The sequence below is a fragment of the Rhizobium sp. 10N414 genome, from assembly GCF_056394785.1.
Window position 1 is genome coordinate 1 of record NZ_JBFTIN010000030.1, and the last position, 23,959, is coordinate 23,959.

23 protein-coding genes and 1 pseudogene are annotated in these 23,959 nt (G+C 61.2%); 7 read left to right on the plus strand and 17 right to left on the minus strand.

All coding sequences use genetic code 11. The features are described 5' to 3' along the window. Positions 1 to 218: 218 nt before the first annotated feature. The 6 genes from AC1DE4_RS22810 to AC1DE4_RS22835 form a co-directional block, all read right to left on the minus strand. Positions 219 to 1,469 (minus strand): class I SAM-dependent RNA methyltransferase, encoded by a 1,251-nt coding sequence (locus AC1DE4_RS22810; RefSeq protein ID WP_477883245.1) that lies wholly within the window; start codon positions 1,467 to 1,469, stop codon positions 219 to 221. Next, entirely contained in the window at positions 1,466 to 2,212 is a 747-nt protein-coding gene (locus AC1DE4_RS22815; protein WP_018858965.1) for a TlyA family RNA methyltransferase, read from the minus strand. The genes AC1DE4_RS22810 and AC1DE4_RS22815 overlap by 4 nt, the downstream gene beginning before the upstream one ends. A gap of 165 nt (positions 2,213 to 2,377) precedes the next feature. After that, positions 2,378 to 4,300 carry a 1-deoxy-D-xylulose-5-phosphate synthase gene (gene dxs / locus AC1DE4_RS22820; RefSeq protein WP_477883247.1) on the minus strand — a complete coding sequence of 641 codons (1,923 nt, stop codon included), beginning with the start codon at positions 4,298 to 4,300 and terminating at the stop codon, positions 2,378 to 2,380. Between the two features lie 106 nt (positions 4,301 to 4,406). Next, positions 4,407 to 5,330, minus strand: a complete 924-nt coding sequence (locus AC1DE4_RS22825) for a pirin family protein (protein ID WP_192305348.1) — start codon at positions 5,328 to 5,330, stop codon at positions 4,407 to 4,409. 122 nt (positions 5,331 to 5,452) lie between these two features. Beyond that, on the minus strand, positions 5,453 to 5,704 hold the full coding sequence (locus AC1DE4_RS22830) for an exodeoxyribonuclease VII small subunit (protein WP_025582353.1): 252 nt from the start codon (positions 5,702 to 5,704) through the stop codon (positions 5,453 to 5,455). 2 nt (positions 5,705 to 5,706) lie between these two features. Beyond that, positions 5,707 to 6,642, minus strand: coding sequence for a histone deacetylase family protein (locus AC1DE4_RS22835; protein WP_018858970.1), 936 nt, complete (start codon positions 6,640 to 6,642; stop codon positions 5,707 to 5,709). 160 nt (positions 6,643 to 6,802) lie between these two features. Here AC1DE4_RS22835 and AC1DE4_RS22840 point away from each other — a divergent pair, with 160 nt between their 5' ends. Continuing rightward, positions 6,803 to 7,198, plus strand: a complete 396-nt coding sequence (locus AC1DE4_RS22840) for an acyl-CoA thioesterase (protein ID WP_018858971.1) — start codon at positions 6,803 to 6,805, stop codon at positions 7,196 to 7,198. Here the strand turns inward: AC1DE4_RS22840 and AC1DE4_RS22845 are convergent. From AC1DE4_RS22845 to AC1DE4_RS22855, 3 genes are read right to left on the minus strand one after another with little or no spacing between them, the layout of a single operon-like run. After that, entirely contained in the window at positions 7,195 to 7,758 is a 564-nt protein-coding gene (locus AC1DE4_RS22845) for a biotin transporter BioY (protein WP_018858972.1), read from the minus strand. The genes AC1DE4_RS22840 and AC1DE4_RS22845 overlap by 4 nt on opposite strands. Positions 7,759 to 7,781: 23 nt before the next feature. Further along, positions 7,782 to 8,390, minus strand: a complete 609-nt coding sequence (locus AC1DE4_RS22850; protein WP_477883250.1) for a CbiQ family ECF transporter T component — start codon at positions 8,388 to 8,390, stop codon at positions 7,782 to 7,784. Further along, positions 8,387 to 9,064, minus strand: a complete 678-nt coding sequence (locus AC1DE4_RS22855; RefSeq protein ID WP_477883252.1) for an energy-coupling factor ABC transporter ATP-binding protein — start codon at positions 9,062 to 9,064, stop codon at positions 8,387 to 8,389. The genes AC1DE4_RS22850 and AC1DE4_RS22855 overlap by 4 nt, the downstream gene beginning before the upstream one ends. Before the next feature lie 148 nt (positions 9,065 to 9,212). Between AC1DE4_RS22855 and AC1DE4_RS22860 the strand changes: the two genes are divergently transcribed. From AC1DE4_RS22860 to AC1DE4_RS22870, 3 genes and pseudogenes are all read left to right on the plus strand, one after another. Beyond that, on the plus strand, positions 9,213 to 10,403 hold the full coding sequence (locus tag AC1DE4_RS22860) for a winged helix-turn-helix domain-containing protein (RefSeq protein WP_018858975.1): 1,191 nt from the start codon (positions 9,213 to 9,215) through the stop codon (positions 10,401 to 10,403). A gap of 123 nt (positions 10,404 to 10,526) precedes the next feature. Continuing rightward, entirely contained in the window at positions 10,527 to 10,871 is a 345-nt protein-coding gene (locus tag AC1DE4_RS22865; RefSeq protein WP_477883254.1) for a KTSC domain-containing protein, read from the plus strand. A gap of 13 nt (positions 10,872 to 10,884) precedes the next feature. Next, a pseudogene (locus AC1DE4_RS22870) lies at positions 10,885 to 11,156 on the plus strand (DNA glycosylase AlkZ-like family protein); the annotation flags it as partial. Here AC1DE4_RS22870 and ribB read toward each other — a convergent pair. The 3 genes from ribB to AC1DE4_RS22885 form a co-directional block, all read right to left on the minus strand. After that, a complete protein-coding gene (ribB, locus tag AC1DE4_RS22875) occupies positions 11,153 to 12,256 on the minus strand; it encodes a 3,4-dihydroxy-2-butanone-4-phosphate synthase (RefSeq protein ID WP_477883256.1) in 1,104 nt (367 codons plus the stop codon). The pseudogene AC1DE4_RS22870 and the gene ribB sit on opposite strands and share 4 nt — an antisense overlap. Before the next feature lie 11 nt (positions 12,257 to 12,267). After that, the gene (gene aroC / locus AC1DE4_RS22880; protein WP_477883258.1) at positions 12,268 to 13,365 is read right to left on the minus strand and encodes a chorismate synthase; all 1,098 of its coding nucleotides are present in this window, start codon (positions 13,363 to 13,365) and stop codon (positions 12,268 to 12,270) included. Positions 13,366 to 13,526: 161 nt separating this feature from the next. Continuing rightward, the gene (locus AC1DE4_RS22885) at positions 13,527 to 16,694 is read right to left on the minus strand and encodes a bifunctional diguanylate cyclase/phosphodiesterase (RefSeq protein WP_477883260.1); all 3,168 of its coding nucleotides are present in this window, start codon (positions 16,692 to 16,694) and stop codon (positions 13,527 to 13,529) included. Positions 16,695 to 16,940: 246 nt separating this feature from the next. On the opposite strand from AC1DE4_RS22885, the gene AC1DE4_RS22890 reads away from it, so the two are divergent. Continuing rightward, positions 16,941 to 17,201 (plus strand): DUF1344 domain-containing protein, encoded by a 261-nt coding sequence (locus AC1DE4_RS22890; protein WP_477883262.1) that lies wholly within the window; start codon positions 16,941 to 16,943, stop codon positions 17,199 to 17,201. 6 nt (positions 17,202 to 17,207) lie between these two features. On the opposite strand, the gene AC1DE4_RS22895 is transcribed toward AC1DE4_RS22890, so the two are convergent. The 4 genes from AC1DE4_RS22895 to AC1DE4_RS22910 all read right to left on the minus strand — a co-directional run bounded on the left by AC1DE4_RS22895 (position 17,208) and on the right by AC1DE4_RS22910 (position 20,704). Further along, on the minus strand, positions 17,208 to 17,798 hold the full coding sequence (locus tag AC1DE4_RS22895; protein WP_018858982.1) for a histidine phosphatase family protein: 591 nt from the start codon (positions 17,796 to 17,798) through the stop codon (positions 17,208 to 17,210). Between the two features lie 84 nt (positions 17,799 to 17,882). Then, entirely contained in the window at positions 17,883 to 18,701 is an 819-nt protein-coding gene (gene fabI / locus AC1DE4_RS22900; protein ID WP_025661091.1) for an enoyl-ACP reductase FabI, read from the minus strand. Between the two features lie 123 nt (positions 18,702 to 18,824). Continuing rightward, positions 18,825 to 19,994 carry a DnaJ C-terminal domain-containing protein gene (locus AC1DE4_RS22905; RefSeq protein ID WP_477883264.1) on the minus strand — a complete coding sequence of 390 codons (1,170 nt, stop codon included), beginning with the start codon at positions 19,992 to 19,994 and terminating at the stop codon, positions 18,825 to 18,827. A 251-nt stretch (positions 19,995 to 20,245) separates the two neighbouring features. Then, positions 20,246 to 20,704: an RT0821/Lpp0805 family surface protein gene (locus AC1DE4_RS22910; protein ID WP_018858985.1), complete on the minus strand. Its 459-nt coding sequence runs from the start codon at positions 20,702 to 20,704 to the stop codon at positions 20,246 to 20,248. Positions 20,705 to 20,770: 66 nt separating this feature from the next. On the opposite strand from AC1DE4_RS22910, the gene pdxH reads away from it, so the two are divergent. Then, a complete protein-coding gene (gene pdxH / locus AC1DE4_RS22915) occupies positions 20,771 to 21,391 on the plus strand; it encodes a pyridoxamine 5'-phosphate oxidase (protein ID WP_062370510.1) in 621 nt (206 codons plus the stop codon). Between the two features lie 5 nt (positions 21,392 to 21,396). Here pdxH and AC1DE4_RS22920 read toward each other — a convergent pair whose 3' ends face one another. Beyond that, complete coding sequence (locus tag AC1DE4_RS22920; RefSeq protein WP_477883266.1) at positions 21,397 to 22,449, minus strand: polysaccharide deacetylase family protein; 1,053 nt, start codon at positions 22,447 to 22,449, stop codon at positions 21,397 to 21,399. Between the two features lie 226 nt (positions 22,450 to 22,675). Here AC1DE4_RS22920 and AC1DE4_RS22925 point away from each other — a divergent pair, with 226 nt between their 5' ends. After that, positions 22,676 to 23,953 carry a D-alanyl-D-alanine carboxypeptidase family protein gene (locus AC1DE4_RS22925; RefSeq protein ID WP_025661095.1) on the plus strand — a complete coding sequence of 426 codons (1,278 nt, stop codon included), beginning with the start codon at positions 22,676 to 22,678 and terminating at the stop codon, positions 23,951 to 23,953. The last annotated feature ends 6 nt before the right edge of the window (positions 23,954 to 23,959 follow it).

Sequence of the window (23,959 nt, forward strand, 5' to 3'; positions counted from 1 at the left end):
CAGGGCACGCAGCAGAACGCCGCCATGGTCGAGGAGCAGACGGCAGCGAGCCATGGGCTGGCGCAGGAAGCAGCAAAGCTGATGCAACTCCTTGCCCAGTTCAACCTGCAGGCAGCATCCCACGGCGCATCATCCTACAGCCGTCGCGCCGCCTGATTGATTGATACACACAAACTGGAACGCCCGCGCTCGTCGCGGGCGTTTTGTTTTTCGCCCCGCTACTTCTCCAGCGTCGCCACGACCTCGACGTGCGATGTCCACAGGAACTGGTCGATCGGGGTCACACCGGTGATGCGATAGCCACCCTCGACGAGCAGGGCGAGATCCCGGGCGAGCGTCACCGGATTGCAGCTGACGGCGGCGATTTTCTTGACCGTCGAGCGCGCCAGTTCCTTGCACTGAAACTCGGCGCCGGCGCGCGGCGGATCGAAGACCACGGCGTCGTAGACCTTCAGCTCGGATGTCATCAGCGGCCGGCGGAAGAGGTCTCGCCTTTCGACGCTGACCGGCTTCAGACCCTGCGTGTTGCGAGCAGCGTGATCGAGCGCCGCCAGCGGCTTGTCCTCGCTCTCGACCGCATGAACCCGGCCGACGCGGGCAAGGCGAAGCGAGAAGGTGCCGGCGCCTGCGAAAAGATCGGCGATGCGTTTCGCCTTGCCGACATGCGCCAGAACCAATTCCGCCATTGCGTCTTCCGCCTGCTTGGTCGCCTGCGTGAAGCTGCCGGGCGGCRGAACGACATTGACGCCGCCGAAATCGACGATCGGCTTCGATGGTTCGACGAGGATTTCGTCGTTGAGCGAGACGCGGGCGATGCCGCGAAGGGAAAGCACCGTCTCGATCGCCTTGCGGCGCTGCTGATCCGAGAGTTTCTTGATGCCGTCGACCGCGAGATCAAGACCCGACAGGGTCTCCAACACGGTGATGCGTAACGCTTCGGCGCTATTGGCAAGTGCTGCACCAATCGCCTTGATCGCCGGCAGCCTGGCCATGATGCCCGCTGACGAGATGGGACATCCCTCGATGGCGACGATGTGGTGGCTTTCGGCCTGATTGAAGCCGATAAGCATGTCCTTCTCGGTCCGCCGTGCGGCGAAGACGACACGCCGCCGTTCGCCGGGATGAGCGACGACGAGGTCGGCAACGTCAGCCGTCAGTCCCTTCGATTTCAGCGCGTCGACGACAAGCTGACGCTTGAAGCTGCGATAGGCAGGATCGTTCATGTGCTGGAGGCTGCAGCCGCCGCAGGTGCCGTTCACTCCGTCCGGTCCGAAATGCCGGCAAGGAGGAGCCTGGCGATCGGCCGATGGATCGGAGATCGACATCACCGTGCCGTGGTTCTTGACGCGCGCGATGGCGACGGTTTCGCCGGGCAGGGTGAAGGGTACATAGACCGGCCCGCCATCCGCGTGCACGATGCCATCGCCCTGGGCGCCCAGCTTTTCGATCGTAACAGTTTGCGTGCTCACGGTTTTGTCCCTGCGAGTAGAAATTCCTGATTACCGTCGCCGCCGGCAATGGGTGAGGGGATGAGGCCAAGGCTCTTCCAGCCCATATCCTCGACGAACCAGCGCTCGAGTTCGGCCGCGACATCGGGCGCCGATGACGGGTCCTTGAGAAGCCCCCCCTTGCCGATCGCCTCGCGCCCGGCCTCGAACTGCGGCTTGACGAGGAGAGCCGCGCAAGCCCCAGCTTCCGCGATCTCAAGAGCAGGGGCAAGCGCCAGCTTCAGCGAGATGAAGGAGACGTCCGACACGATAAAGGTGAGCGGATGGCCGATATTCTCCGCCGTCAGGTTGCGGGCGTTGAGGCCTTCGATGTTCGTCACGCGGGGATCACTCGAGATGCGCGGATGCATCTGGCCATGGCCGACGTCGATCGCGGTGACATGGGTTGCCCCTTGGGCCAGCAGCACTTCGGTGAAGCCACCGGTTGATGCGCCGACATCGAGACAGTGATGTCCTGACGGGTCGAGCTTGAAGTGATCGAGCGCTGCGGCGAGCTTCAGCGCCGCACGGGACACATAGTCCTGCGCCGGATCGTCGATTTCGATTGGGGCATCCTCGCCAAACAGCGCACCTGCTTTCGTCACGATCTTGCCTCCGACCTTCACGGTGCCGCGTTGCACCGCATCCCGCGCTCGGGAACGGCTGGCGAAAAGACCAAGGCTGACGAGCAACTGGTCGAGGCGTTGTGTGTTTTGATCGGACATCGGCTGTCCATGACCGGCAAAGCCGTTAGTTGCAAGCCTTTTGTTGGAGAGGCGTCGCTGGCAGCCGGATGGCAGCGGTTCATCGACACTTCCGTCGGCCTTTCGCCAAACAAAAAAGACGGCCCCGTCTCCAGGGCCGTCTTCATCTAACGCGATGAGATTGAACTATCCGGCAGCGCCGACGCCAAATGCGGCGGGCCGGCCAAGCGCCTTGAACACGGTCGAAACGATGCCCGCGCGATCGAGGCCGGCATGGGCGTTCATCACTTCCGGCTTTGCCTGTTCCACCCAGATATCGGGCATGACAAGCGAGCGGATCTTCAGGCCATTGTCGAGCAGGCCGTCCATGGCCAGGAACTGCATGACTTGGCTGCCGAAGCCGCCGACCGCTCCCTCTTCGACGGTGATCAGGATTTCGTGGTGGCGTGCCAACTGGCGGATCAGATCATGATCCAGCGGCTTGGCGAATCGCGCATCGGCAACCGTCGTCGAAAGCCCGGCTGCGTCAAGGTCCTCGGCAGCAAGCAGACAGTCAGCGAGGCGGGTACCGAACGAGAGCAGCGCCACTTTCGCGCCTTCCTTGACGACGCGGCCCTTGCCGATCTGCAGGATTTCACCACGGACGGGCATTTCTATGCCGACGCCTTCGCCGCGCGGATATCGGAAGGAGATGGGACCGGCATCATAGGCTGCCGCCGTTCGCACCATATGCTTCAGCTCAGCCTCATCGGCGGCCGCCATCACCACGAAGCCGGGAAGGGTGGCGAGGAACGTCGTATCGAACGAGCCTGCATGCGTCGGGCCGTCGGCGCCGACGAAACCGGCGCGATCGATCGGGAAGCGAACCGGAAGGCCCTGGATCGCGACGTCGTGCACCACCTGGTCATAGGCGCGCTGCAGGAACGTCGAGTAAAGCGCGGCAAACGGCTTGAAGCCCTCGGCGGCTAGACCGGCGGCAAATGTCACCGCATGCTGCTCGGCAATCCCGACATCGAAACACCGCGACGGGAAGATGCTTGCGAGCTTGTCGAGGCCAGTCCCGTTCGGCATGGCGGCGGTAATGCCGACGATCTTGTCGTCGTGCTCCGCTTCCTGCACCAGCGCTTCGGCGAATACGCTCGTGTAGCTCGGCGCATTCGGCTTCACCTTCGCCTGCGCGCCGGTGATGACGTCGAACTTGTTGACGCCGTGATACTTGTCGGCTGCCGCCTCGGCGGGCGCGTAGCCCTTGCCCTTCTGCGTCACCACATGGATCAGCACGGGGCCGTTGGCATTGTCGCGCACATTGCGCAACACCGGCAGCAGGTGCTCGAACGAGTGACCGTCGATCGGCCCGATATGATAGAAACCCATCTCCTCGAACATTGTCCCCCCGGTCACATAGCCCCGGGCATGCTCCACGGCGCGAGTGATAGCGCGGTCGACACCCTTGCCGAGATAGGCCGTCAGCTTCTTGCCGAAATCGCGGAAGCCCATGTAGGTGCGGCCGGAAGCAAGGCGCGCGAGATAGGCGCTCATCGCGCCGGTCGGCGGCGCAATAGACATGTCATTGTCGTTGAGGATGACGATCAGGCGGGCGTCGAGCGCGCCAGCATTGTTCAATGCTTCGTAGGCCATGCCGGCCGACAACGCGCCGTCGCCGATCACGGCAATCACCCGGCGGTCTGTCTTGTCGAGGTCGGAGGCAACCGCCATGCCGAGGCCGGCGGAGATGGACGTGGAGGAGTGAGCAGCACCGAAGGGATCGTATTCGCTTTCCGCGCGGCGCGTGAAACCGGAGAGGCCGCCTTCTTGGCGCAACGTCCGGATACGGTCACGGCGACCGGTGAGGATCTTGTGCGGATAGCACTGGTGCCCGACGTCGAAGATCAGCCGATCTTCAGGCGTGTTGAAGACGCTGTGGATCGCAATCGTCAGTTCCACCACGCCGAGTCCTGCACCGAGATGACCGCCGGTGCGCGACACCGCATCGATCATTTCATCGCGAACCTCGCGCGCAAGCTGCGGCAGGTCGCGATCGTCAAGCTTTCGGAGGTCGGCTGGATAGGGAACCTTATCCAGCAGCGGCGTCTTCGGCGATTGTGTCACGGGCGGGCGCTCTTTCTTGTCTTTCTTGGGCAGGATGCCTTTAAGCCATAAATTGCGGTGAAAAAAGTCGATTTCAAGAATGGCCGAAACTCCTTTCTAAAGGAGATCAGCCTTCCGGCAAAGGTATGAATTCTTCTTCGTCCCCCGGTACGATGTCGAACTTGCCGGTCCGCCACTCTTCCTTGGCCTTTTCGATGCGCTCTTTCGAGGAGGAAACGAAGTTCCACCAGATGTACCGCTTCGAGTTCAGCGCCGCTCCGCCGAACAGCATCAGGTGACAGCCCTCTCTGCCAGCTTCGAGAGTGATCGCATCGCCGGGGCGGAAGACGAGCAGCTGATCGGCTGCAAACCTATCGCCCGATATCACGACTTCGCCTGACAGTACGTATGCCGCCCGCTCCTCGTGTCCCGCCGCGAAGGGAAACTTCACACCCGGTTCAAGGCTGATATCGGCATAGAGCGTGTCGGAAAACACCTTCACCGGTGAAGACATCCCCTCGAACGATCCGATGACGACACGCCCGCGCACGCCGCGTTCGTCGATCACAGGCATGTCGCTCTTTTCGGTATGCGCAAAGGAGGGATCGATCTCCTCCTTGTCATCCGGCAGTGCGAGCCAGGTCTGCAGGCCCGACATCAGCAGCGGATGGCCGCGCAAATTATCGGGCGTGCGCTCCGAATGGACGATGCCGCGCCCTGCCGTCATCAGGTTGATGTCGCCGGGGCGAATGACCTTCTCGGTGCCGAGGCTGTCCCGATGCCGGATCTCGCCGTCGAAGAGATAGGTCACCGTCGAAAGCCCGATATGCGGATGCGGCCGCACGTCCAGCGCCTCGTTCGGCTTCAGGATCGCCGGCCCCATGCGGTCGAAGAAGATGAACGGCCCGACCAGTCGCCGCTGCCGCGTCGGCAGTGCTCGCCGCACCTCGAAGCCGCCAATATCGCTGGTGCGGGGGATTATGAGGTTCTCGATCGCATCGCAGGCGAAAGCATCGCCGGGCAGGGGATCTTTACCGGGGAAAAAGGACATCAAAGCGTCTCCGATGAGGTTGTGCCTAGACTAGACCGATTACCGATGGCGGACTAGGAAAACTTGATCGCCAGGAGGCGACGCTCTGTTCATCACGACGACGATTTCGGAAAAGCTCTTGCTTATGCCCCGTCCAGCGGCTCGACGCCCTGCGGCTTGCCAGATCGGTCAAGGCGGATCTTTTCGATGCGGTTTTCGGCGGCCGAAAGCAGCGTTTCGCAGTGCTTCTTCAGCGCTTCGCCGCGCTCGTAGATCTCGATGGATTCGTCCAGCGCCACGTCGCCGCGTTCCAGCCGGGCCACGATGCTTTCGAGCTCGGCAACCGCCTTCTCGAAGGAAAGACCGGAAACTTCCGGCTTGGCGCTGTCAGTCATACTCAACCCTTCATCATTCTAAGAATATGCAGGCCAGCCGACTCGGCGAGGCCTTCGAGATCATAGCCGCCTTCCAGCAGGCTGACGACCCGGTTTGCGGCACTTTTGTCGGCGACCTCAAGCAACCGCCCGGTTGCCCAGTCGAAATCCTCGCCGACGAGATTGATCTGCGCCAAGGGATCGCGGTGATGCGCATCGAAGCCGGCGGAGATGATGATCAGGTCCGGGCGAAAATCAACGAGCGCAGGCAACACCCGTGATTTGAAAGCTTCGCGGAAGTGATCGCTACCGACATTCGGAGACAGCGGCGCGTTGACGATGGTACCGTGCTTGCCGCTTTCCTCCTTCGCGCCGGTGCCGGGGTAAAGCGGCATCTGGTGCGTCGAGCAGAAGAGCACGGAGGGATCGTCCCAGAAGATGTCCTGCGTGCCGTTGCCGTGATGCACGTCCCAGTCGACGATCGCCACACGCTCCGCACCGTGCGCTTTCTGGGCATGGCGGGCGGCGATCGCGGCATTGTTGAAGAAGCAGAAGCCCATTGCCGTTGATTTTTCGGCATGATGGCCCGGCGGGCGGGCCGCAACGAAGACGTTATCGGCCTTGCCGGTAAACACATCATCGACCGCGGCCATCGCGCCGCCGATCCCCGTCAGTGCCGCTTCGAAGCTCTTTCGGCTGGCGTAAGTATCGGCCTCGAGCTGATTGATCTCGCCATCCTCTTCGGGCACCTGGCGCAGCACTGACAGCAGGTGCTCTTCGGGATGGGCGAGCAGAACGGCTTCTTCGGCGGCCTGCGGTGCGCGCTTGCGGTCAAGACCTGCGAAGTTCGGATGTTCCAGCGCCACGTTGATCGCCCGCAGACGGTCGGACCGTTCGGGATGGCCGGCGGGCGTGACGTGTTCCAGGAAGATCGGGTGCTCGTAAAGGCGGGTGCTCATGGTGTCACTCTATCTTTCCGTCCCGTCATGATCCACAGCAGATGGGGCTCGGCGTGGCAATTTCAACAAGCGCGCGCCTTGGTCATGGGGCCAGTCCTGCGTTTACTTCGTCCGGCCCCGCGGCTAGTCTTTGGGGAGGGGAGAATTGGCAGAAAGATCAATGAACGAGGTCACGCGTACCGTTGAGATGAATGTGCCGTTCCGCGACGTCGACATGAACGGCCAGGTTTTCTTGGGCTCCTACATTTCCTATGCCGAGTCGGTGCTGGCGACCTTCTGGTCGTCGAGGCCGCAACTGGCGAATGAGCCGCTTTATATCGCCAGCAAGGTGACCTGTATCCTCCATCGGCCGTTGCATTACGATGAGCGGGTCGTGTTCACGGCGTCGGTCGACAAGATCGGCATGCGTTCGGTCGGCTTCATCATTTCGGCCGATATCGGCGACGAGCGCTCCGCCGAGGTCGAAATTATCTGGCAGGCGCGCTCGCGCGACGATCGTTCGCCAGTCCCGCTTCCCGAAGACACGCGTGACTGGCTTTATGGTTTCGTCGATTAGCTGCGCACCGGCAGGAGGGGATAGCCGACCATGACCGCGCGGCCGACAAGTGCCGCAACGAAGGCCTTGACGACGTCGCCGGGGATAAATGCCATTGAGCCGAGGAACGCCTTGGAGAGGCCAAGCTGGGCGGCGAACGCCAGATAGACGATGCCGCAGGCGTAGAGAACCACGATGCCGCCGATCATCGCGGCGAAGAAGAAGCCGACCGTCTGCACCAACGCCGACTGTTCGGATTTGACCAGCCGTTCGCTGAGATAACCGGTGACGAAGGCTGCCAGCACCCAGCCGATCAGAAAGCCGGTGGTCGGTGCGGCAAAGGCAGCAAGTCCGCCACGACCGCCGGAAAGCACAGGAAGGCCGATCGCGACAAGCACGAGAACGATCAGGACCGCGATCGTGCCGCGGCGCGCGCCGAGCACGACACCCGCCATCATGACGCCGAGCGACTGCGCCGTAATCGGCACCGGTATGAAGCCGAGCGTGATCGGCGGCAGAATGCCGAGCGCGACGATGATGGCCGCAAAGAGGGCGGAGAGAACGAGGTCGCGAGTGCTCATGCAGGGCTCCTGTTAGCGAGTTCTCAATTGACATGCCGCCGAACGCCGCGCGCGTCAATTGCCGCAGCAATGTGATCCGCATCCCTCAGCGTCAGAATGATCAATGGCACGAGCACGGTTGTCGGCCGCACCTTGATACCGCGCGCCGCGTGCGCCTCGCGGATGGCACGATAACGATCGAGAATCTCGGGAACGAAGCGGACGACGAGCCCGACAGCCAGCCCGACATCGTCGGCCCGAAGAAGTCCGAGCCACTCCAGTGGCCTGGCCAGCAGGGTAATTTCGTCGATGAATTGCGCAATAGCAGTTGTTGCAGTCACGGCAGCGGCAAACAGCATCAATGCCGTGAGACGGAGCAGGGCGACGACGGCGATATGCCAGGGATTGAAGGCCAGGCTGAACAACGCCACGATGAGGATCGTCAGGAAGACCGGCTTCAGTCGCGCAAGCGCGGATCGCGCCGGAAGGCCGATGCTGAAGTAGATCCCGGCCGTCGCGAGCACTCCAAGGGCAAGCAACAGGAGGTTCGCCGTAAGGAAGAGCATGACGCCGAGGGCCGCAAGAACAAGCAGCTTGGCGCGGGCCGAAACCCGATGCATGGCGCTGTTGCCTTCGACGAAAAGCGACTTCATCGGCTTGCGATCTCCCTGTAGCGGCGGATCGCCTCTCCGGCCGGCGCGTCGGAGACGAGAACGCCCTCATGGAAAACCAGTACGCGCTCGTAATCCGCGACCAATTCCAGATCGTGGCTGATGACGATCGCGCTCTCCGGAAGGCTTTCCACCAGCCTTTGCACGAGGCTGCGGTTCCTGAGGTCCAGCTGATTGGTCGGCTCGTCCAGGATGAGAATATCGGGCCCGGTTGCGAGCACGGAGCAAAGGGCGGCAAGTTGCAGCTCTCCGCCCGAGAGCTCGTGCGCCCGGCGGTCGGCAAGATGGGCCGCGCTGAAACGCTGCAGGACCGCCTCCACCTTCGCCGCAATTTCCGCCGGCTTGTAGCCGCGGCTCTTCAGACCGAAGGCGATGTCGTCGCGCACGACCGGCAGGATGATCTGGTTTTGCGGCGACTGGAAGATGAAACCGACATCGGTGAGAACGGCCTTGGCGTCGGCCGTGTCGCGACCGTTGACGATCACCCGCCCGACGCTCGGTTTGGTCAGGCCGTTGATGAGGCGCGCAAAGGTCGTCTTGCCCGAGCCGTTGAGGCCGATGATGCCGATGCGCTTTTCTGTGAGCTGCAGCGTCACCGGCGCCAGCGCGACGCGCGCACCATAGCTGACCCCTGCGCCTTCGAAACGGATATCCACCTGGTCCCTCGTGAATTGAGAGGCCGTTCTATAACGAATTTCGCAGTTTGAAAGCGCAAAATCTCGCAATGAATACCGGCTGTTCCTACCTGATGATCGTCCTAACTTATCGGGTGGCTAGGAACATTTTCCGTTCTATGATGCGCACATGACGAATCTCATTTCTAATTCCGATGCCCGCCGCATATTCCTCGCCAAACAGGGGCTGAGCGCGCCACCGAACAAGGCGCTGACGAAGGCCGGCCTGCTGGAGCTCATCCACGAGCTCGGCTTCGTGCAGGTGGATAGCATCCAGACGGTGGAGCGAGCCCACCACCAGATCCTGTTTTCCCGCAACCAGACTTACAAACGCGAGCATCTGACGGCGCTACTGGAGAAGGACGGCTCGCTCTTCGAGCACTGGACGCACGACGCCTCGATCCTGCCGAGCGCCTTCTTCCGGTACTGGAAACACAAGTTCCGCCACGAGGAAGAGGTAATCGGCGAGCGCTGGCGAAAATGGCAGGGGGAGGGGTTCGAACACGCCTTCGACGAGACATTTGAGCGCGTCACTCGTGACGGCGCCATCATGGCGCGCGAGATCAAGGCGGACGGGCATGTTTCCGGCGGCTGGTGGAATTGGCATCCCAACAAGACGGCGCTGGAATATTTCTGGCGCACCGGCAAGTTCGCCATCGCCGGACGCTCGAACTTCCAGAAAATCTATGATCTCGTCGAACGCGTCATTCCGCCTGAGTTTCACGAGCCGGAAGTCACCTACGAGGAGTTTGTCGACTGGGCCTGCCGCAGCGCGCTGACCCGACTGGGCTTTGCCACGCATGGCGAAATCGCCGCCTTCTGGGATCTGTTGTCGCCCGATGAAGCGAAAGCCTGGGTCAACGCGCATCGCGACGAGTTGATCGAAGTCCTGATCGAGCCGGCGCTTGGCGGAAAGCCGCGCCCCTCCTGGGCCGTCCCCGACCTGCTTACGAGCATGCAGGACTATCCCGGCGCACCGCCGCGCGTGCGCGTGCTCAGCCCCTTCGATCCGATGATCCGCGACCGCAATCGCACCGAACGGCTCTTCGGTTTCTTCTATCGCATCGAGGTTTTCGTGCCCGAGCCGAAGCGGGAATACGGATACTATGTCTTCCCGCTGCTTGAAGGCGACAAGCTGATCGGCCGCATCGACATGAAGGCCGATCGCAAAGGCGGGAGCCTCGACGTCAAGCGTCTGTGGCTGGAACCGGGCGTACGCCCGTCGGCCGGGCGGATCGAAAAGCTTCTCGCCGAACTTGACCGACTGGCCAAATTCACCGGCGTTGAACAGGTCGTCCTAATGGATGGTTGGCAAGGCTGAGCGGCGCTCGTCGATAGTCGATATTTTAGGAAATTGCGTTGTAATTACAAAGAATTAATGTTGATGCGCGCTTTACCATGCTTGTCTTGAACTCTTTAAGAGCCGCCTGCGTAGGATGGCTGCATGAAAACACGAGCCATCAAATTCGCCGCACTGGCGGCACTGAACAGCCTTCGCCGTGAAGTGAGGGCCTTGCTGCGCAAGCGGCGCGATGCGCGCGCCGCCACGATCGTCACACGGGCCGGACGGCAGGCGAAGATGGAGCCGTTGGCAGTGAAGTCAACGCTGATCGATGCGGTCTATTTCAGCCAGGAGGATGGCCGGCTTCGCGTCTGCCTGAGCAACGGCGAAGAGCGGCAGTTCGAGGGCGTGGCGGAAACCGAGGTGATCGCCATGGTCACCGCCCAATCGCCGGGAAAATATTATATCGAGAACGTCAGCGGCCGCTTCAAGCGCATCGCCGCCTGAGCGTGAAGCAGGCGGCCGCCTCTATCGCATCGAGGTTTTCGTGCCGAGCCGAAGCGGGCATGCGGCTATTATGTCTTCCCGCTGCTTGAAGGCGACAAGCGAATCGGCCGCATCGACATGAAGGCCGATCACAAAGGAGGAAGCCTCGACGTCAAGCGTCTATGACTGGAGCCGGGCGTGCGCCCCACGACTGGTCGCCTGGACCGGCTCGACGCCGAGTTGCAACGCCTTGCGCGCTTCTCCGGCGTCGAGAAAGTCGCCTATCTCGACAGATGGCGGGCTTAGTAGATCTCGGTCTTCGAAATCTTGATGCCGAAGCCTTCTAGACCGACATAGTGCCGCTCGCGGCTCGTCAGGAGCCGGATCGACGATACGCCGAGGTCCTTGAGGATCTGTGCGCCGAGACCGATTTCCAGCCATTCGCTGTCACGGACCTGCGCCTCGACATGGGCTTCCCGCCCCTGACTGCGGGCCTTGCGACCACTGTCCGAATGACCGACGCCGACGGAGCCTTCCCGCAGGTAGACGATGATCCCGCGACCTTCCTCCGCAATCTTCTTCATGTAGTGGTCGACGGGACGGCGCTTGCCGAAAAGGTCCTCGGCGACATTCTCAGGGTGCAGGCGCACCGGAATGTCGATGCCGTCGCGGATGTCGCCGAAAACGACGGCGAGGTGCTGCATCGTATCCCAAGGCAGCGAATAGGTATGCGCCTTGGCCTTGCCGAAGGGTGTTTCGATGTCGAAGCTCTGGCCGAGTTCGATCAGCGTTTCCTTGCGCTGGCGGTAAGCAATGAGGTCGGCAACCGACACCAGCTTGAGGCCGTGCGTTTCAGCAAATTCGACGACCTGCTGCCCACGCGTGACGGTCCCGTCATCGTTGACGAGTTCGCAGATCACGCCGATCGGGGGAAGACCGGCGAGCTTGCAGAGATCGACGGCGGCTTCCGTATGGCCGGAGCGCATGAGCACGCCGCCTTCGCGGGCGACGAGCGGGAAGATGTGGCCAGGACGCACGAAATCAGCGGCGCCGACATTGGGATTGGCGAGGTTGCGAACGGTCAGCGTCCGGTCATCTGCGGAAATGCCTGTCGTCGTGCCGTGCTTGAAATCGACCGAGACGGTGAAAGCCGTCGTGTGGGCAGAGTCGTTTTCGGCAACCATCGCATTCAGGTTGAGCCGGCGGGCTTCCTCCTTCGGCATCGGTGTGCAGACGATGCCGGACGTGTGACGGACGATGAACGCCATCTTCTCCGCCGTACAGTGAACGGCCGCGACGATCAGGTCGCCTTCGTTCTCGCGGTCGTTGTCATCCATCACCACGACGATTTCGCCGGCCTCGAAGGCCCGGATCGCATCGACGACGCGCTTCTGATCGTAAGGCATGTCTGTATTTCCTATTTCAGTCGGCCGGTCTGGCCGCGGTCACGGAGGTAATGGTCGGCGATGGCGCAGGCGACCATCGCCTCGCCGATCGGCACGGCGCGGATGCCGACGCACGGATCATGCCGTCCCTTGGTGCGGATATTAACATTGTTGCCGTCGGCATCGATCGACTGGCGCTCGGTCAGGATCGACGAGGTTGGTTTGATGGCGAAGCGCGCGATAACCGGCTGGCCGGTCGAGATGCCGCCTAAGATGCCGCCGGCCTTGTTCGACAGGAACAATGGCTTGCCGTCATTGCCCATGCGCATTTCGTCGGCGTTTTCCTCGCCGGTGATCTCGGCTGCTTCGAAGCCGTTGCCGATCTCGACGCCCTTGACGGCATTGATCGACATCAGCAGCGAGGCGATGTCCTGGTCGAGCTTGCCGTAGATCGGTGCGCCAAGCCCTGCCGGCACGCCTTCGGCGACGACCTCAACAACCGCGCCGATCGAGGAGCCATTCTTGCGGATGCCGTCGAGGTATTCCTCCCAGACCGGAACGATCGCGGCATCAGGTGCAAAGAACGGATTCTGGTCGACTTGATCCCAATCCCAGTTCTTGCGGTTGATCTTGTGCTTGCCGATCTGCACCAAGGCCCCGCGCACCTTGACCTCAGGCACAACAAGACGGGCGATCCCGCCAGCCGCGACGCGTGCCGCTGTTTCGCGGGCCGAGGAACGGCCACCGCCGCGGTAGTCGCGGATGCCGTATTTCACATCGTAGGTGTAGTCGGCATGGCCGGGCCGATATTGCCGTGCGATCTCGCCGTAATCCTTCGAGCGCTGGTCGGTGTTCTCGATCAGCATCGAGATCGGCGTGCCGGTCGAGATCATCGTCTCGCCATCGGCGTCCAGCATCACGCCCGACAGGACCTTGACCAGATCGGCCTCGCGACGCTGCGTCACAAAGCGCGACTGGCCGGGCTTTCGCTTGTCGAGCCAAACCTGAATATCCTCGAGCTTGAAGCGCAAGCCCGGAGGGCAGCCGTCGACGACGCAGCCAAGCGCCGGCCCGTGGCTCTCACCCCAGGTGGTTACGCGGAAGAGATGACCGAATGTATTGTGCGACATGTGTACCGACCGGATCACGCCAACCAGTCGTCACCGGCGGCGTCCTTCATCTGAAAATGCGCGACACTCATAGGCCAAAAAAACGCGGCGGCAAAAGCCTTTCTTTGCTCGAAACGGCCAGCGAAAGGAAATGGTGTTTCTGTGGATTGTAAACGATGGCCTCAGGAGGCGACGCGCCAGGAGCTTTCGATCGCCATCTCCATGAAATCCTCGAAGGACAGCGGGCGGGAGAAGGCGTAGCCCTGCAGGAGGTCGCAACCGAGTTCATCGAGGAGGGTGGCGTGCGCTGCCGTTTCGACACCTTCCGCTACCGTTTCGACGCCGAGCGAGCGGGCGATGTCGATGATCGAGCTGACCAGCGCGCGCTCCTGCGGCGAATTCATGATCGGCTGGACCAGCTGCCGGTCGATCTTCAGCCGCTTCGGCTTCAGCTTGAGGAGGCTGACGATCGACGTATGACCCGTTCCGAAATCGTCGATCTCGATATCGATCCCGAGCGCCTTGATCCGCTCGAGGTTATGGGCGGCCACATCCTCGCTTTCGTCGAGGAAGATCGACTCGACCAGTTCAAAGGAGAGTTCGCCGGGGCGGATCTGCAGGCCGCTCAGCGATTCTGCGAGCATTTCGTCATGCAGCCGTCGCGCCGAAACGTTGACCGAAATCTTCGGAATGGTCACACCCCGTGCCGCCCACCGCATCTTGTCCTTCAGCGCGGTGTCGAGCACGATACGGTCGAGCGTCTGGACAACGTTGATCTCGTCGGCGATCTTCAGGAACTTGTCCGGCGTCAACAGCCCGCGAGACGGATGCTGCCAGCGAACCAGGGCTTCGACGCCGGTGAGCTGCATGGTACGCGCGGAAAACTGCGGCTGGTACCAGGCTGTGAACTCGCCGTTCTCGATGCCGGCAAGGATCTCGTCGGCCAGGCGCTTGTTGTTGATGATGTCGGCCTGGAGATTGTGATTGAAGAACTCGTAGCGGTTCCGGCCCTGGCTCTTGGCGCGGTAAAGGGCGATGTCGGCGTTGATCAGCACCTTGCGCGCATCGACGTGCACGCCATTGGCGAGCGCGATGCCGATGGAAACGCCGCAGCGGCAGGCAAAGCCCTCGAAGTCGATCGGCTGGCGCATCTGCTCGATGATCCGGCCTGCAAGGGCAGACATATCCGTATCGCTGGCGTTGTGCGCCAGGATCACGAACTCATCGCCGCCGATGCGCGCCACGAGGTCGTCTTGGCGCAGGTTCCTCGACAGTACCCGCGATGCATGGATCAGCATTGCGTCGCCTGCGGCATGGCCAAGCGTGTCGTTGATCTCCTTGAACCTGTCGAGGTCGATGTGGAGGATGGCGAATTTCTGCCGCTCGCTCCGCCCGTCGAGGGTCAGCCTTTCAAGCGCGATATCAAGCTTGCGGCGGTTGGCAAGCGCCGTCAGCGGGTCGTGCAGCGAATTGTGCTCGATGCGGTTCTTGGCGATCTCGAGTTCGATGTTCTTGGCGATCGCCTCGTCCTTGGCGGCCTTGAGCTGCACCGTCATCAGCGCATCCTCGGTGATGTCGAAGGCAACGCCGATAATCTTCAGTTTGCCGCCTGAGGTCTTATGCACCTTGCCAGTGGAGCGGACGTAACGTATCACGCCGTCCTCGACGGGAACCCGACAGATCAGGGTATGAGTGTCACCAAGGTGCTTGAAATGACGCGCGCTTTCCCGAGCCAGTGCCTGGTCCTCCGGCAGAATGCAGGAAAGCCAGACCGGTTCGGTCATGAAGCCGATCCTTGGCTTCAGTCCATAGAGCTCGTGCATCCGGTCGTCCCAGATCGAGCCTTCATCACCGAGCGTCGCCTCCCATATCCCGCACTGATAGGTGTCGAGGGCCAGGTCCAGCTTACCTGAGAGTTCGGCGAGTTCAGCCTCGCGCCGCGACAGTTCGTCCAGCGCCATCTCCAGTTCGGCATTCTTGACGTCGCTGACATCTTTTGCCTTACGCAGGGTTTCGGCCGCTTCCGCGTCGGTGGTGACGTCCCAGACGATCCCGACGGTTTTGTCGTCGCCGGCCGCGTCCGTGTAGAAGGAGCCGATCGACCGCAGGTGACGGACGCTGCCGTCCTCGGCGATGACGCGGTATTGTGTCTCGTAGGCTGAACCGGCGACGTGGTAGTTGAAGAAATGGACCTCCGCGAGGTGCCGGTCTTCGGCAACGATCGCGGCAAGCCAGTCTTCCAGCGAGTGACTGCCATCTTCTGCCGGCTTCCCGTGGAGCGCTGCGGCCCGGGCATCCCAGAAGAGCGTTTCGCCGTGGTCATGCAGCTCCCATATGCCGATGTTCGACGACTCCAATGCCAGATTGAGGCGCTGCGACAGCTTGAGCAGCGTAGCTTCGCGCACCTTGAGTTGGACGATGTTGCGGTTTCGCTCGCCGAGCAGCAAGGTCGCGAAGAAGACTGGGACGATGGTGATGCAGCCTGCGGCAGCGATAATCACCCGAAGCGTCGACTGGTTTTCCGGAATCGCGTTCCAACCGGTCTTCGGAGCCGCGGCAATTTCCCAGCGCCCGCCGGCAAAGGCGATCTTTCGCGTCATCGGCCGCTTGTCACGCAAATCCGGTGAGCCGAAAAAGGGTAGGGCCGAGTCCGCAAGAGCGAGGTCGCGAACCGCAATCGAGAGATGGTCGAGGTGCGGATATTTCTCCTGATTCTCACTGTTGTGCGCGGGCTTCAATCCGGTGTTCTGATAGAACATGATCGCGTCGATCATAACCTCGACTGCGCCCCAGATACGGCGTTGCCCATTTTCCTTCACGAAGACGGGAAAGAAGATTCCGAAAGCTTCCTTGCCGTCGCTGGCGGCGATCGGTCCATAGAAACGCGCCTGCTCGGCGCTGGCGCGCGTCACCGCTTGACGGGCGAGGAGGACCTCGCGGACATCCTTGCCGATGCGACCTTTACCCGCTTGCGAGGGAAAGACATTGCCGACGATAAAGTTCGGTGCGATGGCGACATCCAGGAAGTGGGGATTCTGGATGAGCAGCCAGTTGATCTGCCGCTCCATCTCCTCGGCATTTACGCTGGAATTGACCGCAACCATGTTGGCCAAGTCGCGTACGACGGTAATGTCCATGTTGGTCTGCGCGCTGATGCGCGCACGAATCAGACTCACCTCGTTTTCCGTCCGTATCGTCAGTTCGCGCAGATGAGCGGCAGTATTGGCGCGGTCGAGCCCAAAGCCGACGATGACGACGACAATAGCAACGAGGCCGGAGACTAGGAGGGCAAGGCGTGTATTCCTGAAGACGCGCCGCAACGTGTTGCTGTCTTTGTGGCGGAATAGCAAAACCCAGTCTCCCATGTTCGAGGGAGACTTTAGATAGGGGCGGTTAATTTACGATTTCCCGGAAATCCTCTTTGCCAGAAAGGCGGACATACGGGGAAAATAATTAACGAATGCATGCGGTTATTGTTAAAGTACTATTCATCAATTGGACGCGGAAGATCATTCTTCCGGGCAAATTTCGCCATATTCGGGGGGTTATCTGTGCGCAGTTGGGTTATCGAGTCGCGTTTTCGAGGGAAGTCCGCCATGCGCTTCGTAGTAGCTACGCTTTTGGCCACCGCGAGTTTCTTGTCGCCGATCTGCGGATTTGCTGAAAGCGCGGACGTCGAGGCGACGATCAAGAAGGTCGATATGACCAATCTCAGCCTCACTCTGGATGACGGAAAAACCTACCAAGCGCCGGAAGAGTTCAATTTCGAGGGGCTGAAGGCGGGCGTCAAGGTTATCGTCTTTTATACCGAGGTCGACGGCAAGCGCGTCATCAACGATCTCGATGTCGTTCAGTAATCGGAACTAGATCCAGCCGATCGACCCGTTGTCCCGATCAATCTTAAGGATCCGGTCCTGTGGAATCTCGCCCTCTGCCGCTTCGTCCTTCGGTAAGGCCGCAATGGTCCTGAAAAGACTGCGTATGACGCCGCCATGAGTCACGCAAACCGTAGGCTTGTCGACGGAATTCAACCAGGACGCCACGCGCCAGGACATGATTTCGTAGCTCTCCGCGTCGTCTCCTGGCGGAATGAAATCCCATTTGTTGAGATTACGCTCGGTGATGCGGTCCCGGGCCGTTGCCTTCAATTCCTTGATCGTGAAACCTTCCCAAGCGCCGAAGGAAACCTCCACTAGGCGCTCGTCGGTTCGATAATCTTTCGACGGAAGACCCATCGCCTCGCGCATAATCTCCATCGTGGCGCGGGTTCGCGCGAGCGGGCTCGCGACGAAGTCAAAGGGGATTGCCTCGACTTTCAGGATTTCTGCGAGGTCGATACCATTCTGCCACGCCTGCGCTCTGCCGATGGCATTGAGCGGGATGTCCTTCTGCCCTTGCAGGCGGCGTTCGGCGTTCCAGTCTGTCTGGCCGTGTCTGACGACGTAGATAAGCAATGATCGGCTCCGTTTACGGCACGCAACCCCTCAATCGCTGTCGCGAAGAAGGGGTCGCGAGCACGACGCAGCAAAGGAGTGCGATCAGTCCTTTATGACGGAAATGTCCGGTGCGTCTACCGCCTTCATGCCGACGACGTGATAGCCGCTGTCGGCATGGTGGACTTCGCCGGTGACCGAGCGAGAAAGATCCGAAAGCAGATAAAGGCCGACATCGCCGACCTCTTCGATCGTCACCGTCCGACGCAGCGGCGCATTGTATTCGTTCCACTTCAGAATGTAGCGGAAGTCGCCGATGCCGGAAGCTGCAAGCGTCTTGATCGGGCCGGCGGAGACGGCGTTGACGCGAATGTTCTTCGGTCCGAGGTCGACCGCCAAGTACTTCACGCTGGCTTCCAGCGCCGCCTTGGCAACGCCCATGACGTTGTAGTTCGGCATGACCTTCTCGGCGCCGTAATAGGTCAGAGTCAGCATGGAGCCGCCATCCGTCATCAGCCTCTCGGCGCGACGCGCCACCGAGGTGAAGGAATAGACGGAGATCTGCATGGTCTTGGCGAAGTTGTCGGCCGAGGTATCGACATAGCGGCCGGTCAACTCGTCCTTGTCCGAAAAGCCGATCGCGTGAACGATGAAGTCGATCTTGCCCCACAGCTTTTCGACGTGGTCGAAGACGGCATCGATGGTCGACTCGTCGCTGACATCGCAATGTCCGGCAAGAACGCCGTTTACCTCTGCAACCAGGGGCTCGACGCGCTTCTTCAGTGCATCACCCTGGTAGGTAAATGCGATTTCGCCGCCCTGTGCATGAATAGCCTTGGCAATACCCCACGCAATCGAACGATTGTTGGCAACGCCCATGATGACGCCGCGCTTGCCTGACATGAGGCCTGTTGCCTGAGCCATATTTTGCCCCCTAAGAAATTCTGATAGGTCCTGCCTATGGCATAGGCTGCTAATCGGTTCAAGATTAGTAGCAATCATCAACTGTTAGGGATCGTAACAAAGGGTGCGCTTGTCACCTAAATTTCACAGAAACAGCCCGTTCTTCATGCTTCGCATCAGATCGGTGACTTTGTCGTCAGGTTTTTCCCACAACATAATGCGCAGTTCGACGACGAGATCTCCCTTGCCGCCATCTGCGTTCGCAAGTCCCTGACCGGAAATTCGGATCGTCTTGTCGGAGCCAGACCAGGCGGGAACCGTGACGTTGATCGGCCCGCGAGGGCCCTCGATGCGCGCATCGGTTCCGAGCACGGCATTTTCGATCGTCACCGGCAGCACGGTGTACAGGTCGAAGCCACTGACGGTAAATCGCTCATCGGGCGCAATGTGGATATTGATGACCGCATCGCCCCGCTGCATGCCGGTCAGCTTGTGGCCTTGGCCCTTGAGACGTACCTGGTGGCCTTCCGTCGTACCGGCGGCCAGCGCAAATCCGGCCTCCCGGCCTTCGCCGAGATCGACTGTCAGCCAGCTGCCCTTGATGAGATCGTCGATGCTCACGGTCTTCGTTGCGAACTGGTCGGGCACCTTTTCAGGTGCCTGCTGCGTCCCGCTGCCGGTGAAGCGACGCACCAGGGAAGTCAGCAAGCTGAGTGGCTGCATGATCGCAGAGGCCTGAGCGGCCGCCTCCTCGGCAGCCTGCTGCTCAGCCTCGGCCTTGCCGGCCTCCGGCTGTTTGTCTGCGATCGCGGCCTCCGGTTCCGGCCGCCTCGCGGCGCCAGCGCTAAAACCCTGGTCGCGACCACCACCGGCTGCGGCGCGTGCCTGCGTGCCGAAGATACGTTCGATCATTTCTTCTGCCGGTTCGGCAGCACCCGTCTTCTGCTGGTTGGCGGCATCGGCCGCGGCCTTCTGGGCGGCTGCGCGCGCGAGTTCTTCCATCACGCGCTCGGCATTGGCTTGCGCTGCCTTGGCACGCATGGCAGCTTCGCGAGCCGCCTGGCGCTGTTGCATGATCGTGTTCTCATTGGCTTTGGCTTCCGCCATGCGCGCGGCATTGTCGAAGAGGCTCCGCTTCTTCGGATCCTTCAACGTCTCATAGGCGCGGCCAATCTCGGCAAAGCGGGCGCTCGCCGTCGGATCACCCTGATTGTGGTCCGGGTGAACCGCCTTGGCCATGTGGCGCCAGGCTGCCTTGATCTCGTCCTGCCCCGCGTCCCGCTTGACGCCCAAAATCTTATAAGGATCGCGCATGTCCCCAAACCGCCGGTGTTCCGATGCGGTGTGCCTGTCCCTTGCCCTGGCACCCCGAAGCCTCTGACTTGGCGCTCGGCCTCATCCCCAGGGAAGCAGCCGTGCGCACGTCAGGCGGATTGTGAGTAGAAGTTGCTAATCAGTTCTTAGCCCGCGTGGCGGACAACTCGCTTTTGCGCCGAATGGTTAGCCTTTTGCTAAACATCATGAGAGGACGGAACCGCGCGTGTTAAGCACGCAACGCGCGGCACTCAGCTTTCCGGCTGGAAACTCATCAGTTGCCAGTTGCCGCCGCCGACCAGGCAGGTCTTGCCGTAAAATTTCGCGATGCCGACATAGGAGTGCCGCGTCGTGCGGAACTGGCGGCAAACCTGGCCGGAATCCGTGTTCTCGACGATCGTGTCGATGACGCCGGCGCTGCCGGTCGAGGCATTCGCCCAGGGGAGGGGGCGTCCCTCCAACCTTTGGATATCGGCCGAGGTCACGGCGTTGCCGACGGTCATTTCGTCGGAAATCGAGTCGCTCGTCGGCGCTGGCTGTGGCACGGTGCCAGTCGCAACCGACCGATCGACCTTCGAGCTGCTGAAGAGGTCCAATCCGCTGGAGACGCAGGCGGAGAGGGAGAGCACCGCCGTACCGACAACGCAGAGGTCCGCGCTGCGACGCAGCAGACCCTTTGTATGGCGATCTGACTTTGCTATGACTTCCACCCTGCGTCCTGTCCAGTAGCTAAAAGCTGGGCAAACTTCGAATAAACCCGGGGCATTTGAGCTAATATGTCGGCAAATGAGTTAACAAGCGGTGACTTCACCGAGCGAAACGAACCCTTCGATCTTTTCTCGGAGTGGCTGAAAGAGGCAGAAGCTTCCGAGATCAATGACCCGAATGCGGTAGCGCTTGCGACGGTCGACGAGGACGGCCTTCCCAACGTCCGCATGGTACTCCTTAAGGGATTCGATCACGACGGCTTTGTCTTCTACACGAATTTCGAGAGCCAGAAAGGCCAGGAAATTCTCGGACAGAAGAAGGCGGCCATGTGTTTCCACTGGAAAACGCTGCGCCGCCAGGTTCGGTTGCGCGGGCCTGTCGAAGTTGTGACGGACGAAGAAGCAGACGCTTACTTCAAGACGCGCGCCCGCGGCAGCCGGATTGGCGCCTGGGCGTCGAAGCAGTCGCGGCCGCTGGAGAGCCGGTTCGCGCTTGAGAAAGCTGTTGCCGAATACACCGCCCGCTACGCGATCGGCGAGATCCCGCGTCCTGCGCATTGGTCGGGCTTTCGGATCCGGCCGGTGTCGATCGAGTTCTGGAAGGACCAGAAGTTCCGCCTGCATGATCGTATCGAGTTTCGCCGGGCTTCGCCGGAAGGCGATTGGACGAAGGTTCGCATGTATCCGTGAAGCGTTCAGCTCCTGTTTGGCGCAAACCGAAACGGAATACCGGAGGCAAGGCCGGACACGTACCGCACCTTTTGATAGAGACCGTTGATCGAAAGCCTCGGCAGATAGGTCATGTTGTTGAGCGAGCGCTTCGTGACGACACCCGCCTGTGTCGTCACCGCGAGGTCGAAACCGACTTCGCGCGCGATCTGTGCCTGTCTCTGGGTTACGGCCTCGCGCGTGCCATAAGGGTAGGCGAAGGAGCCCGGCCGGTGTCCGGTGATCGCTGCAACGTAGTCGCGGGACACCTCCATCTCGTCGCGAACCTCCTGATCGGAGAGGCGTGAGATCGCCCGGTGGCTGATTGTATGGGCGCCGAGTGAGGCGAGGGGGCTCGCCTCAAGCAGATTGAATTCCGCCGGTGTCATGACGAGATCGTCGACGATTTCGTCCGGATCGATCTCGTGCTTTCGCGCCATCAGGTCGATGGCCGCGACGGCGGCGCGTTCGTCATGTCGATGAAGATGGCTGGCGATGCGCGCGAAAGCGCGGCCCTTTGCTTCGGTCGTCGTGATGTCAAGCATCTCGTGGCCAGTACCGAAATCGAAGCCGAGCCTCTCCTCTCTCCGCAGAAGCGCTGCCAGCGTCTCCCACCAGATCGTATGCGTGCGTTCGGCGAGGCCCTTGGCGACGAATACCGTGAAAGGCGCATCGTACTTTTCGAAGATGGGCAGGGCGTAGACGAGATTGTTGCGGTAGCCGTCATCGAGCGTGAAGGCGACAAAGGGCTGGCTGGACCCGGTTTGCGAAAGCAGCGCTGGAATCTCGTGGAGCGCCACGAAACGATAGCCGTCGCTCTTCAGGCGATCGAGAACGAGATCGAGGAATACCGGCGTGATTTCCAGGTGCGCGTTCGGCGCGAAAGCGGTTTCCTCGCGTGGACGGACATGATGGAGCGTGCAGATGGCCCCAAGTCCGCGCGCGCCGCGCATCACGCCTGCTGCGCGCAGGAGGTTGGCCGTCTCAAGACCGCCTGCAATCGCAATCTGCTTTGCAAGCCCTTTGATACTCGCCGCCATCTCAACTGCTCGCTGGTTTCTGGAGCCGCGAAACTAGCAAGCCTGCGGTTAAGTGTTGCTGAATGAAGATTTTTGAGTGTCCTCTTTACGGGATTTTCACTATGAAAGGTAAAACTTGACAAAAATGGTACCGGTTGCCGCAAAGTCGCGCCATATCGGCGACTGCTGTAGTGGAACGGGACAGATCCGAATGGCGCCGGCTATTCGTTCATTGAGGGGAAATTTCATGAAGAAGCTGTTGGCCGCGATTATGACAGCGACGCTCGTCGTTGCGGCGCCGTTGACCGCGATGGCAGGCAGCGCCTCCCTGATCCTGGATGCCCGAACCGGCAAGGTGCTCAGTGCCGAGAACGCCGATGTGCTGAATCATCCCGCGTCGCTGACGAAGATGATGACCATTTATATGGCCTTCGAGGCGATCAAGCGCGGCAAGATCAGCTGGAACACTCCGCTTGTCATGTCGAGATACGCCGCCTCGCGGCCGCCGACAAAGCTCGGCGTTCGCGCGGGCGATTCCATCACCGTTCAAGAAGCAATCCTCGGCATGATCACCAAGTCGGCCAACGATGCTGCCGCAGCCATGGCCGAGAAGCTCGGCGGTTCCGAAGCCAACTTTGCAGCCATGATGACGCAGAAGGCGCGGCAGCTCGGCATGCGCCGTACGGCCTTCTACAATGCCTCCGGCCTTCCGGATGGTCGGCAGGTCACTACGGCGCGGGACATGTCCACGCTTGCCGTGGCGCTGATGCGGAATTTCCCGAGCGAATACCGCCTGTTCTCGACGGCGAGCTTCACGTTCCGTGGGCGCACGATCCGCGGCCACAACAATCTGATGTACCGCTACCAGGGCATGGACGGCATCAAGACGGGTTATACCAACGCGTCTGGCTTCAATCTGGTCAGCGCTGTCAAGGATGGCGACCGCCGGGTCGTCGGCGTCGTGCTCGGTGGCCGCACTGCCCGCAGCCGCGACGCCAAAATGGCCGGTCTGCTCGACAAGTATCTTGGCCGCTCGGCGGGCGGCAACCTCGTCGCGAGCACCAACTCGCGCCAGACAGTCGAAGTTGCTTCGGCTGCCGCTGATGCCGATCTCCCGATCCCGGGAACTGCGCCGCGCACCAATGATCTCGCGCCGAAGGCGCTCGGCTTTCTGAGCGATACGACTGTACCGTTGGAGCGCCCGTTCGCCGCCGCCGAACCCGCCAATGCCGGCAAGATCGCCGCCAAGTCCGCAGGCGCGCCGTCGGCATCCGGCGACTGGCAGATCCAGATCTCGGCTGCATCGAGCGACGATGCCGCCCGTGCCCTTCTGGCCCAGGCCAAGGCCGAAGGTGGTGCGGCACTGAAGGCCGCATCGCCTTATACCGAGGCTGTCGGCAATGGCGCGAACAAGGTCTATCGCGCTCGCTTTATCGGCTTTCAGAGCCGCGAGGCCGCTACATCTGCCTGCGACGCGCTGAAGCAGCGTTCCTACGACTGCATGCTGTTGCCCGATCACGGCTGATCCATC